Origin of the sequence: Agromyces flavus (assembly GCF_900104685.1) — a bacterium.
In the GTDB taxonomy this organism is placed as follows: domain Bacteria; phylum Actinomycetota; class Actinomycetes; order Actinomycetales; family Microbacteriaceae; genus Agromyces; species Agromyces flavus.
The window spans coordinates 3321214-3337145 of the sequence record NZ_LT629755.1; the positions used below are offsets into that span (position 1 = coordinate 3321214).

Below are 15932 nucleotides of genomic sequence, written 5' to 3' on the forward strand. Positions count from 1 at the left end.
GCTCACGGCCTGCCGGCATCGCCGGTCGGATCCGCACCACAGCACCACCACCAAGAGAGGAACGCAGATGAAGCGCAACAGGATCGTCGCGGGCGCGGCCGCAGCCGCCGCGACCGCACTCGTGCTCGCCGGCTGCTCCGGCGGGGGCGACACGGGCGGCGGCGACGCCGACGGCGGCGGGGGAGACGGCGAGCTCACGCCGGTCACCCTCCAGCTGCAGTGGCTCACGCAGGCCCAGTTCGGCGGGTACTACCTCGCCGAGGCGAATGGGTACTGGGAGGACCTCGGGCTCGATGTCGAGATCGTCCCCGGCGCGGTCGACATCGTCCCGCAGGACGTCCTCGCGGCCGGTGACGTCGACTTCGCGATCGCCTGGGTGCCCAAGGCGCTCGCCTCGATCGAGGCCGGCGCCGGCATCACGAACATCGCGCAGATCTTCGAGCGGTCGGCGACCCTCCAGGTCGCCTGGGCCGACAGCGGCATCGAGGGACCCGAGGACCTCTCCGGCAAGCAGGTCGGCAGCTGGGGCTTCGGCAACGAGTGGGAGCTCTTCGCGGGCCTCACCGAGGCGGATGCGACGGGCTACACGATCGTGCAGCAGAACTTCGACATGAACGCGCTGCTGAACAGGGAGATCGACGCCGCGCAGGCCATGACCTACAACGAGTACGCGCAGCTGCTCGAGGCCGTGAACCCGGAGACCGGCGAGCTCTACCAGCCCGAGGACTTCTCGGTCATCGACTGGAACGAGGTCGGCACCGCGATGCTGCAGGACGCGATCTGGGCCAACACCCAGCGGCTCGAGGACGACGAGCAGTACCGCGAGACCGCGGTCAAGCTCATCCAGGGCGCCATCCTCGGGTGGATCGACCAGCGCGACGACCCGCAGGCGGCCGCCGACGCGGTGACCGCGGCCGGATCGACGCTCGGCACGAGCCACCAGCTCTGGATGGCCAACGAGATCAACAAGCTGATCTGGCCGTCGACGAACGGCATCGGCCACATCAACGAGGACCAGTGGGACGCCACCGTCGAGATGGCCCTCGCCACCAAGAACCAGGACGGTGCGCAGGTCATCACGACCGACCCGCCGGACTCGGCCTACACCAACGAGTACGTCGACGAGGCGATCGCCAACCTCGAGGCCGACGGCGTCGACCTCAAGGGCGAGTCCTACGAACCCATCGAGGTCACCCTCAACGAGGGCGGCAACTAGATGCTCCCGCCCCGGTGGTCGAGTGGCTCGCCGGCTGCCCGACCACCGGGGACGCAGGCGCATCATGGAAGAGAAAGGCGACGACGCTGATGACCGAGAACCTCACTGCCGACCTCGACGCGCTCGCGCGCGACCTGGACGCCGAGCACGTCTTCCACTCGTGGTCGGCGCAGGGCTCGCCGCCGCAGATGGTGATCGCGAGCGGCCGGGGCACCCGCGTGTGGGATCACGCCGGGAAGGAGTACCTCGACTTCTCCAGCCAGCTCGTGAACGTCAACATCGGGCACCAGCATCCCGCCGTCGTCGCCGCGATCAGGGAGCAGGCCGAACTGCTCACGACCGTCGCCCCGTCGGCCGTCAACCTCGCTCGCGGCGAGGCCGCCAAGCGCATCGTCGCCCGCGCGCCCGAGCGGCACTCCAAGGTCTTCTTCACCAACGGCGGCGCCGACGCGAACGAGAACGCGATCCGGATGGCGCGCCTGCACACCGGCCGCGACACCGTGCTCTCGACGTATCGCTCGTACCACGGCAACACCGGCGCGGCGATCGTGGCGACGGGAGACTGGCGGCGCATCCCGAACCGGTTCGCGCGCGGGCACGTGCACTTCTTCGGGCCGTTCCCGTACCGCAGCGAGTTCTGGTCGGAGACGCCCGAGCAGGAGACCGAGCGCGCGTTGCAGCACCTCCGCAGGGTCATCGAGTCCGAGGGGCCCGCGTCGATCGCGGCGATCCTGCTCGAGACCGTGCCGGGGACCGCGGGCGTGCTCGTCCCGCCGCCCGGGTACCTCGCGGGCGTCCGCGAGCTGTGCGACCGGCACGGCATCGTGATGATCCTCGATGAGGTCATGGCCGGGTTCGGCCGCACGGGTCGCTGGTTCGCGTTCGACGGCTACGACGTGGTCCCCGATCTCATCACCTTCGCGAAGGGCGTGAATTCGGGCTACGTGCCCGCGGGCGGCGTGATCATCAGCGACGAGATCGCGGCCGACTTCGACGAGCGCGTGTTCCCCGGAGGCCTCACCTATTCGGGCCATCCCCTCGCGATGGCGTCGATCGTCGCCACGATCGACGCGATGGAGTCGGAGGGCATCATCGACCACGCGCGCGACGTCGGAGCCGAGGCCATCGCGCCCGCGCTGACCGAGCTCGCCGAGAAGCACCGCGTGATCGGCGAGGTGCGCGGCGAGGGCGTGTTCTGGGCGCTCGACCTCGTCGCCGACCCCGAGACCCGCGAGCCCTTGCCGGCCGCCGAGATGGGGCGCATCAAGGGCGCGCTGGTCGAGCGCGGCCTGCTGCCGTTCACGGCCGACAACCGCATCCACGTGGTGCCGCCGTGCGTGGTCACCCATGACGAGGTCGCCCAGGCGGCGCAGATCTACGACGAGGTGCTCGGCACCATCGCCGTGTGAGGAGGAAGGACACCATGACCGACACGACCACCGACCGGGCGGCCCGCAGCGACGCGCCCACCGCCGAGGTGCTCGACCACTGGATCGACGGCGCCCCCGCCGCGGGCGCGTCCGACCGGACCGGGCCCGTCTACGACCCCGCGCGCGGCGTCGTGCAGCGCGAGGTGCGCTACGCGACCGCCGACGACGTGGATGCCGCAGTGCAGGCCGCGGCCCGGGCGTTCCTGATGTGGCGCGACGTCTCGATCGCGAAGCGCCAGCAGGTGATGTTCAGGTTCCGCGAGCTGCTCGCCTCGCGGGCGCCCGAGCTCGCGGCGATCCTCACGAGCGAGCACGGCAAGGTGACCGGCGACGCGCTGGGCGAAATCCAGCGCGGGCTCGAGGTCGTCGAGCTCGCATGCGGGTTGCCCGAGTACACCAAGGGCGAGTACTCCGAGAACGCCTCGTCGGGCATCGACGTGTACACCGTGCGGCAGCCGCTCGGCGTGGTGGGCATCATCAGCCCGTTCAACTTCCCGGCGATGGTGCCGCTGTGGTTCTTCCCGCTCGCGATCGCGACGGGCAACACGGTCGTGCTGAAGCCGTCCGAAAAGGACCCGTCGGCCTCGGTCTGGCTGGCGCGCCTGCTGCAGGAGGCCGGCCTGCCCGACGGCGTGTTCAACGTCGTGCACGGCGACAAGGTCGCGGTCGACGCGCTGCTCGACCACCCGACGGTGAGGGCGATCTCATTCGTCGGATCGACCCCGATCGCGAAGTACATCTACGAGCACGGCACCGCGGCGGGCAAGCGGGTGCAGGCGCTCGGCGGCGCGAAGAACCACATGCTCGTGCTGCCCGACGCCGACCTCGACCTCGCGGCCGACGCCGCCGTGAACGCCGGGTTCGGCTCGTCGGGCGAGCGCTGCATGGCCATCTCGGTCGTGCTGGCGGTCGACACGGTCGCCGACGCGTTCGTCGACAAGGTGCGCGAGCGGATGTCGAAGCTCACGGTGGGCGACGGCACGCGCGGCACCGACATGGGTCCGCTCATCACGCGCGAGCACCGCGACAAGGTCGCCGGCTACGTCGACACGGCGCGGACCGACGGCGCCGACGTGGTGGTCGACGGCCGCGAGCACCCGATCGACGGGGCCGACGACGGATTCTGGATGGGTCCGACGCTCGTCGACCGGGTCCCGGTGTCATCGGCCGTGTACCGCGACGAGATCTTCGGCCCCGTGCTCTCGGTCGTGCGGGTCGAGGGCTACGAGGACGGCCTGCGCATCATCAACGAGTCGCGCTACGGCAACGGCACGGCGATCTTCACCAACGACGGCGGCGCCGCCCGGCGCTTCCAGCGCGAGGTGACGGTCGGCATGGTCGGCATCAACGTGCCGATCCCGGTGCCGGTCGGCTACCACTCGTTCGGCGGATGGAAGGACTCCCTGTTCGGGCACGCGAAGGCGTACGGCCCGCGCGGCTTCGACTTCTACACGCAGGAGAAGGCGATCACGTCGCGCTGGCTCGACCCGAGCCACGGCGGCATCAACCTGGGCTTCCCGCAGCACGAGTGACGCCGGCGTCGCCGACCTCGTCGGCGTCGTCAGCGGTGAGGCTGTGCCACGTGTCGAACGCGACCGCGGCGGCGGCCTCCCCGTCGCGCGCCGCGCAGAGCCGGATCAGCTGGTCGTGCCGCTCGAGGGATGCTCGTGCGTCGAGCGAGGCGAAGCGCAGGCGCTCGGCGCGGCGCACGACCGGCGTGAACTGGTCGAGGACGGTCAGGAGTGCGTCGTTGCGCGCAACCGACACCGGCACGCCGTGCAGCTCGTCGTCGGCGCGCAGCGCGGCGTCCACGTCGCCGGCGTCGATGGCCCGCCGGAACCGGCCCGCGGCGTCGCGCATCGCGGCCAGGTCGTCCTCGGTGAGCGCGTCCACGGCCTCGCGGACGGCCAGCTCGTGCATCGCGGCGACGACGTCGCGTGCGTTGCGGATGGCGTGGCGGTCGAGGGTGCTCACGACCGTGGACCGTCCGGGGCGCGCGACGACGAGCCCGGCCCGCGCGAGCCGGAGCAGTGCCTCGCGCACCGGCGTGCGGCTCACGCCGAGCCAGGTCGCGAGTTCGCCGTCGCGCAGCTGCTCGCCCGGTTCCAGCGTGCCGTCGACGATGGCGGTGCGCAGGCGGCTGTAGACGTCGTCGCGCAGGAGCGTGCGCGGGGGCGCCGGGGCATCTCGGGGAACGGGCACGCGATATATCGCATACGACTCCGCCGTCCCCGTCAAGTGGACGAAGCGCCTCCGCCGGCCCGATTCAGCGGAGTGCTCGACGCACGAGGCCGAGTGCGGCCATGACGGTCTGCTCGACGATGGCCGACGGGTCGCCGTCGAAGCGCCACGTCGCATCCGTCACCTCGTCGCCCACACAGACGGCCGCATACACCGTGCCGGGCGGCAGCCCCTCCTCGGGGTCGGGCCCGCCGACGCCCGTGACCGCGACGGCGACGTCGGCATCGAGCAGGCGCGCGGCCCCGGTGGCGAGCTCGCGCGCGCACTGCGCCGTCAGCACGGAGCCCGCGGTCACGCCGAGCACGTCGCGCTTGACGCTCTCGGCATAGGCGACGACCCCGCCCGCGAACCATTCCGACGCCTCCTCGCCGCGCCCGAGCGCGCTCGCGAGCGCACCCGAGGTGAGTGACTCGGCCGTCGCGATGCGCACGGACCGGCCCTGCGCCATCCGGGCGATCTCGTCGGAGCGGGACTGGAGGTCGTCGTCTGCCATGGCCCCATCCTGCCGACCGCACCACTCGACGTCACCGGGTTGCGCCGGCGACGCCCATCAGTGCCGTGAGGCGGCGGCAGCGAACGCGGCGACGGCGCGCTGCGCGTACGGCGTCTCGAACGCGGCGCCGATCGTGCGCGCCTCGTCGTCGAGCGCATCCTGGAACGTCCGGCCGAGGCCCGACTGCACGAGGCGCTTCGTCTGGCCGAAAGCCGCCGTCGCCCCGGCGAGCCATCCCTCGGCGATGTCGCGAGCGCGGGCATCGAGCGCGTCGGGTGCGACGACCTCGGCCACGAGCCCCCATTCGAGCGCCTCGGCGGCCGAGAGCGTGCGCGAGGTCAGGGTGAGCTCGAGGGCCCGGCGCACCCCGACGGCCTCGGGCAGCAGGGTGCTCACGCCGCAGTCGGGCGTCAGGCCGATGTCGGAGTACCGGCTCGCGAAGGTCGCGCGCTCGGACGCCACGACCAGGTCGGCGACGAGCATGAATCCGAGCCCGCCGCCCGCCACGGGGCCCTGCACCGCCGCCACGATGGGCTTCGTCGACTCGCGGAGCGTCCGGTGCCCGTCGTGGATCCGGTCGGCGAGCCGGCGCACGATGTCACCGGCCGGCTCGTCGCGCTCGCCCGCCAGCTCGGCCATCGCGAGCACGTCGCCGCCCGCGCAGAAGGCCCGTCCGTTCGCGTCGAACAGCACGGCGCCGATGTCGTCGCGCTCGGCGATCTCGTGCGCGAGTTCCTGCCAGCGTCCGATGGCCTCGGGATCGACCGCGTTGAGGCGGGCGGGGCGGTTCAGCGTCAGGTGCGCGAGGCCGTCGCGCACCTCGAACAGGATCACGTCGTCGGGCATCCTCGGATGCTACCCGGCGCCGGCGTCCCGAGTGCATGCCGTTCGCACCGATCCGGGCGAGCGGTGCGGTCGGCATCGACTCGTGCGCGCGGCGAGGTCCGCGTCAGGCGAACGGCTCGTCGCGATGCGCGCGCTCGAGGCGCGCGGCGCGGTCGACGAGCACGTCGAGCACAGTGCGCACGGCCAGGCGCTCGGCGACATCGGGCCGGACCAGGGCGAAGATCTGCCGGACGGATGCGACGCCCCGCAGCGGCTTCAGCACGAGCCCCTCGGGCAGCGCCCCCGACGTGTGGCGCGGCACGAGCGCGATGCCGTGGCCCGCCTCGATGAACGCCTCGACGATGCGCATGTCGCTGAAGCGCTGGCCGATCTCGATGCGCGCCCCTGCCGCCTGCTCGATGGCGTGCAGGATCCGCTCGAAGGGGTAACCGGATGGCACGCCCAGCCAGGTCTCGTCGACCACGTCGGCCGGAGTGACGTGCGCGCGACCCGCGAGGCGGTGATCGGCGGGCATGCCCACGTCGAGGGGTTCGGTGAGTAGCGGCAGCGCACGGAGCCCGCGCCCGCCCCACGGCAGCTCGCCCGGCATGGTGTGCGCGAGCACGATGTCGAACTCGTTCGTGAGCTCGGGGAACTCGGCCCACTCGGGGTCGAGGTCGGTGGCCCGAACCACCAGTCCGGCGACCGAGCGCAGGTCGGCGAGCACCGAGGGCAGGAGCGCCGCGCCGATCGTCGGGAAGGTGAGCAGCGTCACCTCACCGCTCGGGTGGTTGCGGAACTCGTCCCACAGGGCGTTGGCGCGTTCGAGCGCGATCGCGACCTCGGTCGCGCTGCGGGCGAGGGCGTGCCCCGCGCTCGTGAGCACGACCCCGCGACCGACGCGTTCGGTGAGGGGCATGCCGGCCTCGCGCTCGAGCACCTTGAGCTGCTGGGAGACCGCCGACGGCGTGCGACCGGTCGCCTCGGCGACCGCCGTCACGCTGCCGCGTTCGGCGAGCTCGCGCAACAGGTCGAGTCGATTCACGTCCATGTAGACACACTACATCGTGGGTGTAGTTCTCTGCGCTTGTGCTGAATAGTTTCCGGCGCAACAATAGACGTGTCGGACAGGTGCAAGGGCGCACGGGACCGCCCGACTCTCCCACGCTCTCGCTGAAAGGTCATCGCCATGTCCCTCTACATCCTCCTCGCCGCCGTCTCGATCGTCGGCGTCATCTCCTCGGTCGTCGTCACGGCTCGCGACGGATACCGTCGCCAGCCGCGCGAGACGTTCGCGCGCACCGTCTGAGTCGCGCGACCCGGGGCACTCGTGCTCCGAGCAGGGCCGGCGCGCGGGGGAGGGACACCCCGCGGGGCGGCCCTGCCGCATTCCCGGTACGCCGACGCGGTGGCCCGCGCCGTCGCATGGGGCGTACGTCCCGACCGCGCCCTCGGTCGGTGGATAGCGTCGCGGCAGGGGCCGGCCACGCGCCGGCATCCGGCACGTCGAGCCGAGGGAGCACGTCATGGCGACCACCGCGACCACCCGCCGCCGATCCGATGAGGATCGCCGCGATCGCCCCGTCGATCTGGACGTCCTCCGCACCTTCCTCCTGGGCCTCGCCGAGGGCCTGATCGCTGCCGACGAGTCCGTGGACCGCATCGGCGACGTCATGACCGCCGTCTCGCGCGCGTACGGGCGCGACGAGATCGACATCGCGGTGATGCCCACCATGATCATCGTCGGAACGGGGTCGGGCGAGAGCGGGCGCGTCGCCGTGCGGACGGCCGTGAACGTGTCCTTCCGGTTCGACCAGATCGCCGCGCTCTACGTGCTCGTCGACGAGGCGAAGCGCGCCGCCGTCGACCCGCTCGACGGGATCCGCCGCCTCAACGAGATCGGGGCGATGCGCCAGCGGCACGGATGGCTCGTCCGCACCTTCGGGCACGCCCTCCTCACGACCGGGCTGGCGCTCCTGCTCGCCCCGACCTGGCAGGGCGCGCTGGTCGCGTTCGGACTCGGCGCGCTCATCGGACTGCTCAAGCTCGTCCGATCGCGGACCCTCCAACTCGTCTTCCCCGTGTTCGCCGCGTTCGTGTGCGCGATCGTCGTGTTTCTGCTCGCCCCGCACGTCGAGATCGGCGATCCGATCCGACTCCTCATCGCCCCGCTCGCGACCTTCCTCCCCGGCGGCATGCTGACGACCGCGACCATGGAGCTGGCCGCCGGCCAGATGATCGCCGGTTCGGCCCGACTCGTCTTCGGGCTCGTGCAGCTCTCCCTGCTCTCGTTCGGCATCCTCGCCGCCGGGACGGTGATCGGCGTGGCGGACTCGAGCTACGCCCCGCTCGAGGTCACGGCCCCGCTGCCGTGGTGGGTGCCGCTGATCGGCGTCCTGTGTTTCGCGGTCGGGAACCACCTGCACTTCTCGGCGCCGCCGTCGGCGTTCGGCTGGATCCTGCTCGCGCTCGTCGTGGCGTACGCGGGCCAGTCGGTCGGGTCCGCGCTGGTCGGATCGACCGTCAGCGGGTTCATCGGCGCCCTCGCGATGACGCCCGTCGTGCTCTGGATCGCGACGTTGCGAAGCGGGACGCCGGCGCAGCTGACGTTCCTCCCCGCGTTCTGGCTGCTGGTGCCGGGAGCCGCGGGACTCGTCGGCCTCACCGAGGCCGTGGGCACGGCGGCCGGCCTCGAGGACTTCGTGACCGCCCTGACGTCCGTCATGTCGATCGCGCTCGGCGTGCTGATCGGCACGGCGCTGTACCGCGCGGTGCACCACGGTGCCGAGGGCATCGCGCAGTTCCACGTCGACGTCCCGGCCGCGCTGCACGAGGAGGAGCAGCCGCCGCTGTGGGCGCGCTTCGTCCCGGGCACGCCGAGGTCGTTCTGGGGCGGCGGCCGTCGCCGCGGGACCACCGACACGTCGCGATCGCCCTCGGCAACGGGGTCGTCCTCCGCGGTGGCGCAGACGTAGAGTACGCGGACACCCACGCCGCCCGCCGGCACCGCGGGACGGCACGACGAGGGAGCCGCGCATGCCGATCACGCCCACGCCGCCGCAGGCACCGAGCGAGGAACGCGCCGTCGAGGACCCGGCGCTGCTCCGCACCTTCCTGCTCGGCCTCGCCGAGGGGATGACGGCGTCCGCCGAGTCGACCGACCGCATCCGCGCCGACGTGGTGCAGATCGCCCGTGCCTACGGGTGGGAGGACGTCGACGTCGTCGTGCTGCCGACCATCGCGCTCGTGCAGACCGGGCGGGGCGAGAGCGCACGCGTCTCGCTCCGCTCGGTGCAGGCGACCTTCCGGTTCGACCAGATCGCCGAGCTGGCAGGGCTCCTCCGGCAGGCGCGCGCCGCCGAGATCGCGCCGGGTGAGGGCATCCGCCGGCTCAACGAGATCGGCGCCATGCCCGCCTCGCGCCACTGGTTCCTGCGAACCTTCGGCCACGCGCTGCTGACCGCGGGCCTGGCCCTGCTCCTCGCGCCCAGCTGGCAGGCGGCGGTCGTGGGCTTCGGGCTCGGGGCGCTCATCGGCGTCGCGAAGCTGATGCGCTCGCAGACGCTCCTGCTCGTGCTGCCGATCATCGCGTCGTTCGTCTGCGCGCTCATCGTGTTCCTCCTCGCGCCGTACGTCGAACTGGGTGATCCGCTGCGCGTGCTCATCGCGCCGTTGGCCACCTTCCTGCCCGGGGCGTTGCTGACGACCGGCGTGCGCGAGCTCGCGGCCGGCCAGATGGTGGCCGGCACGGCGCGCCTCGGCGCCGGGCTCGTGCAGCTCGCGCTCCTCGCCTTCGGCATCCTCTCGGCGGGCACGCTGGTCGGTGTCGGCGAGGACACCTACGCACCGCTCGAGGTGACGACCACGCTGCCCTGGTGGGTGGCGGGAGTCGGCCTCGCGCTCTACGCCCTGGGCGTGTACCTGCACTTCGCCGCGCCCGGGCGGACCTACGGCTGGGTGCTGCTGGCCCTCGTGGTCGCGTACGGGGCGCAGCAGCTCGGCTCGTTCCTGCTCGGCCCCTCGATCAGCGGCTTCTTCGGCGCGCTCGTGGTCGCCCCCCTCGTGCTCTGGATCGAGGACCTGCGCGACGGCGGCGTGCCCTCTCAGATGATCTTCCTCCCCGCGTTCTGGATCCTCGTCCCCGGCGCGGCCGGCCTGGTCGGCGTGACCGAGGCCGTGGGCGCGGGCGCCGGCGTGGGCGACTTCTCCGCTGCGTTCATCACCGTCATGTCCATCGCACTGGGCGTGCTCATCGGCTCGGCGCTCTACCGGTTCGTCCGCCGCAGCGCCGAGGAGCTCTCCGAGTTCCACATCGACCTGCCCGCGGTGCTGGCACCGTCCGACGAACCGGTCCTCTCGCGCATCGCCTCCGCGACGACGACACGCGCATCGCGACGTCGGCGGCGCGACCGCGAGTGAGCCCCCGGGACGGGCGGCCCACCGTCCCTCGTCCCCTCAGGATGCACGACGTAGAGTATGCGGGTGACCTCCGCCACCCCTCTCGCCACTGACGCGCGCCGCCGACTCATCGAGCACATCTCGAACGAGGCGGTCTTCCACGGCGACTTCACGCTCACGAGCGGCAAGAAGGCGTCGTACTACGTCGACCTGCGCAAGGTCAGCCTCGACCACCGCGTGGCGCCGCTCATCGGCCAGGTCATGCTCGACCTCATCGCCTCGGTCCCCGAGGTCGCGGCCGTCGGCGGCATGACGATGGGCGCCGACCCCATCGCGACCGCGGTCCTGCACCAGGGCGCCGCGCGCGGTCTCGTGTACGACGCGTTCGTCGTGCGCAAGGAGCCGAAGGACCACGGGCGGGGCAAGCAGGTCGAGGGGCCGGATGTCGCGGGCAAGCGCGTGATCGTCCTCGAGGACACGTCGACCACCGGCGGCTCCCCGCTCAAGGCCATCGAGGCGCTTCGCGCCGCCGGAGCCGAGATCGCCGCGGTGGCGGTCGTCGTCGATCGCGACACGGGTGCACGCGAGGTCATCGAGGCGGCCGGGGTCCCCTACCTCGCGGCCATCGGATTGAAGGATCTGGGACTGGAATGAACGCACGCGACGGACGCCACGACTCGGGCGACTTCGACGACGCCGACTGGCTCCTGAGCCAGTTGGGAAGTGGTCTTCGACCCGACCTCGAGGGTCGCACGAGTCCCGAGCAGGCACCCGTCCTTCCCGAGCCGAGCCTGCCGTCGGCGCCGGCCGAGCCCGTCTCCCCGCCCCCGGGCGGCCGCGCACGTCGACGCAGCGAGGAGTCGCTCGACTGGTTCTCCCTCGCGGAACCAGCCGACGAGGGCGACGCCGTCACGAGAGCGCTGCCCGTCGTGGGCGAGCCGATCCCGCGCGACGTGCCCGAGCCCCCGCCGGCCCCGCCGGCATGGAACCAGCCGGCGTGGAGCCAGCCGGCCGTGCCGTCCCATCCGCGCGTGCCCGCGCCGCCCGAGCCGGATCGCCTCACGTCGGTGGAACCGCCGGTCGGCGCTCCCGTCCCGCCCGCGTTCGGCGGACACCAGGCGCCGCCGCCTCCGCCGCCCGGACCCGTCACGCCGCCGGCGAACTTCGCATTGACCTGGGGTGATCCGTCGATCGACTCCGAGGCGGGCCTGCGTGAAGCCTTCCGCCAGCTATCCGAGCCGGCCGACCAGGTGCGCCGCGACGAGCCGCCGCACTGGGACGAGCCGGCGCCGCCCGCGCGCGATGCCGCCCCCGAGCTCCCCGCCGACGAGCCGTTCCCCGGTTTCACTCCGCCGCCCGCCGCACGTCAGTCGTTCACGCCGGCGCCGCAGGGCGGTGCGGGCGCGTTCCCGCCGGCCCGCTCCGACTACGACGACGAGATGTGGTCGGCCCTCAACGAGGATGAGACCCCTGCGCAGGACGGCGGATGGCACGGGGGCGACGATCGCCCCGACTGGCGTGAACAGTACGGCGACCGGGCCGCGTACGACCAGGTCGGCGGTCCTGACGAGCGTGGCGGCTACGACGAGCGCGGCGGCTACGACGAGCGCGGTGGCTACGACGAGCGCGGTGGCTACGACGAGCGCGGTTGGGGCGACGCACCCGGCCGAGCGGCGTCGGGCGACGACGGCGCCGGACACGACGGGTACGGCGACCCGCACGACGGTGCGTCCGACACCGGTGCCGAGCAGGCACCGTGGCCGCCCGAGTGGCAGGACGTCGCTGCGCCGTCCGCGGGAGACGACGACGTGCGCTGGTACGCCGACGAGGTCGCCGAGCGGGAGCGACGTCGGCAGCCCGAGCCGGCCGACGAGCAGGGCCGCGAGGAGTGGTCGTCGCACCAGCAGTCCGATGACGCGGCCCAGGCGACCCCGTGGGATCGCGAGGACCATTCGCCCATGGCGCGGGAGCTCGCCCAGACCGGATACTTCTGGAACCTGACGCCCGACCCGAGCGGTCGCGACCCCAAGGCCGAGCCCGACGACGATGACGCGCCCGGACCCCGTCGCACCCCCGCCTCCGGCACGGAGGACGACCAGCCGTTCGGCGTCGACACCTACGCCTCGGTGCAGCGCTACGGCGAGCCCGAGCACGACCGGGACGACGCGTATCCCGACGACCCGTTCGCCCGGTTCGCGCAGGACGAGGCCGACGCCCGCGCGCAGGCGTCGGCCGAGCCCGATGACGCCGACGATCCCGTCGACTGGTTCGCCGAGGGCGGGTACGCGGCGCACGACGACTATCCCGCGCAGGACGACTACGCCGCGCAGGCGGGCTACGCGAGCGACGGCGGGCCGGGCACCGACCCCCGTTACGCCGACGACGACCGGTACGCCGCCGACGACCGCTACGCAGCGGAATCGCCGTACGACCGCGACGATCGGTACGGCGCACGCGATCCGTTCGCGCCGGTCTCCGACCACCGCGATGACGCCGATGACTTCGACGACCCGTTCGCGGACCAGCGCGACCACGACCGCGACGAGCGTCGTCCGTCCGAACCGGCACCCGACACCGGCGACGGCCTGTCGGCGCTGTTCGGCGGCGCCGGATTCGGCGCGACCGGTCCGATGGGCACGGTCGCCGGTGCCGCGGCGGCCGGCCGGACCGCGCCGGCGCCCGCAGGCACGCCCGATCGCTTCGACCCCCTCGATGATCCCTTCGCCGACCCCTTCGGACGCGACGACCGGTACGGCGCCGTCGACCAGTACGGCACCGACGACCGATACGGATCCGACGACCGCGGCGGTCGCCCGGGCGGCGACCGCCCTGCGACGCGCGACGACGACGGCAACCGTCGCTCGCCCGTGAAGGTGCTCGCGTGGGTGGCGGGTGCGCTCGCGGTCATCGTGCTCGCCGTCGGCGGGTTCGCACTCGTCACGCGCGTGCTCTCGCCCGCCGCCGCTCCCGAGCAGTCGGCCTCCGACGCCGAGGACGCGGTCGAGCTCCCCGAGCCGACCGCCGTGCAGGGCCCTGGCGTGTACCCGTGGACCCAGCTGTTCGGCGGCGAGTGCCTCGAGCCCTTCCAGGACGCGTGGGCCGAGGAGTTCACGGTCGTGGACTGCGCGACGCCGCACGCCGCGCAGTTGGTGCTGCGCGGTGAGGTGTCGACCGACGAGGCGGCGCCGTTCCCCGGCGAGGCCGAGGTCGGAGCACAGGTCGCGCAGCTCTGCGCCGCCGAGGGCCTCATCGACCCGGCCGCGGTCGGCGACGTGACGGACCTGCAGATGCAGGCGTCGTACCCCGTCGACGAGGCGCAGTGGACCTCGGGCGAGCGCACGTTCTACTGCTTCGTGAGCCGTTCGAGCGGGGAGCCGCTCGCCGTGAGCGTGCAGGGCCCCGGCCCGCAGGCCTGACGTGCTCGGCGAGCGATCCCACGGCGGCGTCGTCGTCGTGTTCGGCTCGGTGAACGTCGACGCGACGAGCTACGTGCGCGAGTTCCCACGACCCGGCGAGACGGTCCACTCGAGCGGCTTCCGCGTCGCCCTGGGCGGCAAGGGCGCGAACCAGGCGGTCGCCGCGCACCTCTCGGGCGCACGGGTCGAGCTGATCGCGCGCGTCGGCGACGACGCGAACGCCGACGTGCCCATGCGGACGTTCGCCGCATTCGGGCTGGCGACGGATGGCGTCGCAGCCGTTCCGGGTGAACCGACCGGCGTCGCGCAGATCACGGTGAACGGCGCGGGCGAGAACACGATCGTCGTCACCGCGGGTGCGAACGCCGCGTTCGGCGCCGAAGTGGTCGAGGCCGAACGCGAGCGGATCGCGAGGGGCGACGTCGTGCTCACCCAGGGCGAACTGCCGACCGCGACGATCGAGGCACTCTCGGTCGCGGCCGATGCCGCGGGCGCGAGGTTCGTCCTCAACCTCGCTCCGCCCGTCCCCGTCGCGGTCGGATCGATCGCCCTCGCCGACCCGCTCGTCCTCAACGTGCATGAGGCCCGCGTGGTCGGTCTCGGCGTCGGGCTGGACGATGACGCGCGTCCGGACGCGTGGCGGGATGCCGCGGCATCCGCCGTCGGTGCTCTCGCGCGATCGGTCGTGGTCACGCTCGGTGCACGCGGGGCGGTCGCCGCCGATCGCACGGGTTCATGGACGGTTCCCGCACCGGACGTGCGCGCGGTCGACACGACGGGCGCGGGCGACGCGGCGACCGGCACGCTGGCCGCGATGCTCGCCGAGGGTCGGCCGCTGCCCGAGGCGGTCCGCCTCGCCGTCGCCGCGGGCGCCCTCGCCGTGCTTCGGCAGGGGACCGTGGACTCGTACGCCGCGCGCGACGCCGTGCTCGGACTCGCCGAACGGATGGAGGACGCGTGAGCATTCCCGTGATCGTCGACTGCGACCCCGGGCACGACGATGTGATGGCGCTCTGGCTCGCCGCCGGCCATCCCGCGCTCGAGCTGCTCGCCGTGACCACCGTGGGCGGCAACGTCCCGCTCCGACACACGAGTCGCAACGCCCGCGTCGCGCTCGCCGTGGCCGGCGTCGAGGGGGTTCCGGTGTCCGCGGGAGCCGCGGGGCCGCTCGCACGCGAGCTGTCGACGGCGGAGTGGATCCACGGCGAGAACGGTCTGGGCGGACCCGAGCTGCCCGATCCCGACGAGGGCCCGACCCCCGTGCGCCTGGACCCGAGGTCGGCGACCGAGCTCATCGCGGACACGCTGCTCGCGGCATCCGAGCCCGTGGCCATCGTCGCGACCGGGCCCATCACGAACGTCGCGGTATTCCTGCGGGATCGACCCGAGCTCGCCGATCGCGTCCGCGAGATCGTGTGGATGGGCGGCTCGACCGAGCGCGGGAACGTGACTCCGTATGCGGAGTTCAACGCCTGGGTCGACCCCGAGGCCCTCGATCTCGTCCTGCGCAGCGGCGTGCGGTTCACCATGGTCGGGCTCAACGTGACGCATCGCGCCCTCGTGACGACCCTCGTGCGCGAGCGCCTCGCGGCGGTCGGCAACCGCACCGCCGCGTTCGGCGATGAGCTGCTCGAATTCTTCTGCCGCACGAACGACGAGGTGTTCGGCATGCCCGACGGCCCGCTGCACGACCCGGTCGCGGTCGCCGTGCTCGCCGATCCCGAGGCCGTCGAGGTCGTGCACACCCGGCTCGACGTCGAGCTGGGCGGCACCGAGACCGTCGGCGCCACGAGCGTCGACCTCGACGACATGCTCGCTCGGGAGCCGAATGCGCACGTCGCGGTCGGGCTCGATGTCGAGCGGTTCTGGGCGGGCGTCGAGCTCGCGTACGGTCGGCTGGCCTGAGGCGGGGG

At 72.8% G+C, this 15932-nt stretch carries 13 protein-coding genes; 9 read left to right on the top strand and 4 right to left on the bottom strand.

Annotated features, from left to right (window positions below):
- The first annotated feature begins 67 nt into the window (after positions 1 to 67).
- The 3 genes from BLT99_RS15710 (at position 68) to BLT99_RS15720 (ending at position 4178) form a co-directional block, all read left to right on the top strand.
- Positions 68 to 1216, top strand: coding sequence for an ABC transporter substrate-binding protein (locus BLT99_RS15710; RefSeq protein WP_092674537.1), 1149 nt, complete (start codon positions 68 to 70; stop codon positions 1214 to 1216).
- Positions 1217 to 1305: 89 nt separating this feature from the next.
- A complete protein-coding gene (locus BLT99_RS15715; protein WP_092676544.1) occupies positions 1306 to 2625 on the top strand; it encodes an aspartate aminotransferase family protein in 1320 nt (439 codons plus the stop codon).
- Between the two features lie 14 nt (positions 2626 to 2639).
- Complete coding sequence (locus BLT99_RS15720) at positions 2640 to 4178, top strand: CoA-acylating methylmalonate-semialdehyde dehydrogenase (RefSeq protein WP_092674540.1); 1539 nt, start codon at positions 2640 to 2642, stop codon at positions 4176 to 4178.
- Here BLT99_RS15720 and BLT99_RS15725 read toward each other — a convergent pair.
- From BLT99_RS15725 to BLT99_RS15740, 4 genes are all read right to left on the bottom strand, one after another.
- Positions 4150 to 4848, bottom strand: coding sequence for a GntR family transcriptional regulator (locus tag BLT99_RS15725; protein ID WP_197675504.1), 699 nt, complete (start codon positions 4846 to 4848; stop codon positions 4150 to 4152). The genes BLT99_RS15720 and BLT99_RS15725 overlap by 29 nt on opposite strands.
- Before the next feature lie 64 nt (positions 4849 to 4912).
- Entirely contained in the window at positions 4913 to 5380 is a 468-nt protein-coding gene (locus tag BLT99_RS15730) for a CinA family protein (protein ID WP_092674546.1), read from the bottom strand.
- Between the two features lie 57 nt (positions 5381 to 5437).
- On the bottom strand, positions 5438 to 6226 hold the full coding sequence (locus BLT99_RS15735; protein WP_092674549.1) for an enoyl-CoA hydratase/isomerase family protein: 789 nt from the start codon (positions 6224 to 6226) through the stop codon (positions 5438 to 5440).
- Positions 6227 to 6329: 103 nt separating this feature from the next.
- Complete coding sequence (locus BLT99_RS15740) at positions 6330 to 7256, bottom strand: LysR family transcriptional regulator (RefSeq protein ID WP_092674552.1); 927 nt, start codon at positions 7254 to 7256, stop codon at positions 6330 to 6332.
- A gap of 475 nt (positions 7257 to 7731) precedes the next feature.
- On the opposite strand from BLT99_RS15740, the gene BLT99_RS15745 reads away from it, so the two are divergent.
- From BLT99_RS15745 to BLT99_RS15770, 6 genes are all read left to right on the top strand, one after another.
- Positions 7732 to 9180: a threonine/serine exporter family protein gene (locus BLT99_RS15745; protein WP_092674555.1), complete on the top strand. Its 1449-nt coding sequence runs from the start codon at positions 7732 to 7734 to the stop codon at positions 9178 to 9180.
- A 61-nt stretch (positions 9181 to 9241) separates the two neighbouring features.
- Positions 9242 to 10624, top strand: coding sequence for a threonine/serine exporter family protein (locus tag BLT99_RS15750; protein WP_092674558.1), 1383 nt, complete (start codon positions 9242 to 9244; stop codon positions 10622 to 10624).
- Between the two features lie 63 nt (positions 10625 to 10687).
- Positions 10688 to 11257, top strand: coding sequence for an orotate phosphoribosyltransferase (gene pyrE, locus BLT99_RS15755; protein ID WP_229724538.1), 570 nt, complete (start codon positions 10688 to 10690; stop codon positions 11255 to 11257).
- Positions 11254 to 14019 carry a septum formation family protein gene (locus BLT99_RS15760; protein ID WP_092674564.1) on the top strand — a complete coding sequence of 922 codons (2766 nt, stop codon included), beginning with the start codon at positions 11254 to 11256 and terminating at the stop codon, positions 14017 to 14019. The genes pyrE and BLT99_RS15760 overlap by 4 nt, the downstream gene beginning before the upstream one ends.
- Before the next feature lies 1 nt (position 14020).
- The gene (locus BLT99_RS15765; RefSeq protein WP_092674567.1) at positions 14021 to 14980 is read left to right on the top strand and encodes a ribokinase; all 960 of its coding nucleotides are present in this window, start codon (positions 14021 to 14023) and stop codon (positions 14978 to 14980) included.
- Positions 14977 to 15924 (top strand): nucleoside hydrolase, encoded by a 948-nt coding sequence (locus tag BLT99_RS15770; protein ID WP_092674570.1) that lies wholly within the window; start codon positions 14977 to 14979, stop codon positions 15922 to 15924. Before BLT99_RS15765 ends, BLT99_RS15770 begins: the two co-directional genes overlap by 4 nt.
- Positions 15925 to 15932: the final 8 nt, after the last annotated feature.

Bases quoted from the DNA above. Each gene is read 5' to 3' on its own strand.
- BLT99_RS15745 (WP_092674555.1), top strand. From the start codon at position 7,732: ATGGCGACCACCGCGACCACCCGCCGCCGATCCGATGAGGATCGCCGC.
- BLT99_RS15760 (WP_092674564.1), top strand. From the start codon at position 11,254: ATGAACGCACGCGACGGACGCCACGACTCGGGCGACTTCGACGACGCC.
- BLT99_RS15720 (WP_092674540.1), top strand. From the start codon at position 2,640: ATGACCGACACGACCACCGACCGGGCGGCCCGCAGCGACGCGCCCACC.
- BLT99_RS15710 (WP_092674537.1), top strand. From the start codon at position 68: ATGAAGCGCAACAGGATCGTCGCGGGCGCGGCCGCAGCCGCCGCGACC.
- BLT99_RS15730 (WP_092674546.1), bottom strand. From the start codon at position 5,380: ATGGCAGACGACGACCTCCAGTCCCGCTCCGACGAGATCGCCCGGATG.
- BLT99_RS15735 (WP_092674549.1), bottom strand. From the start codon at position 6,226: ATGCCCGACGACGTGATCCTGTTCGAGGTGCGCGACGGCCTCGCGCAC.
- BLT99_RS15715 (WP_092676544.1), top strand. From the start codon at position 1,306: ATGACCGAGAACCTCACTGCCGACCTCGACGCGCTCGCGCGCGACCTG.
- BLT99_RS15750 (WP_092674558.1), top strand. From the start codon at position 9,242: ATGCCGATCACGCCCACGCCGCCGCAGGCACCGAGCGAGGAACGCGCC.
- BLT99_RS15740 (WP_092674552.1), bottom strand. From the start codon at position 7,256: ATGGACGTGAATCGACTCGACCTGTTGCGCGAGCTCGCCGAACGCGGC.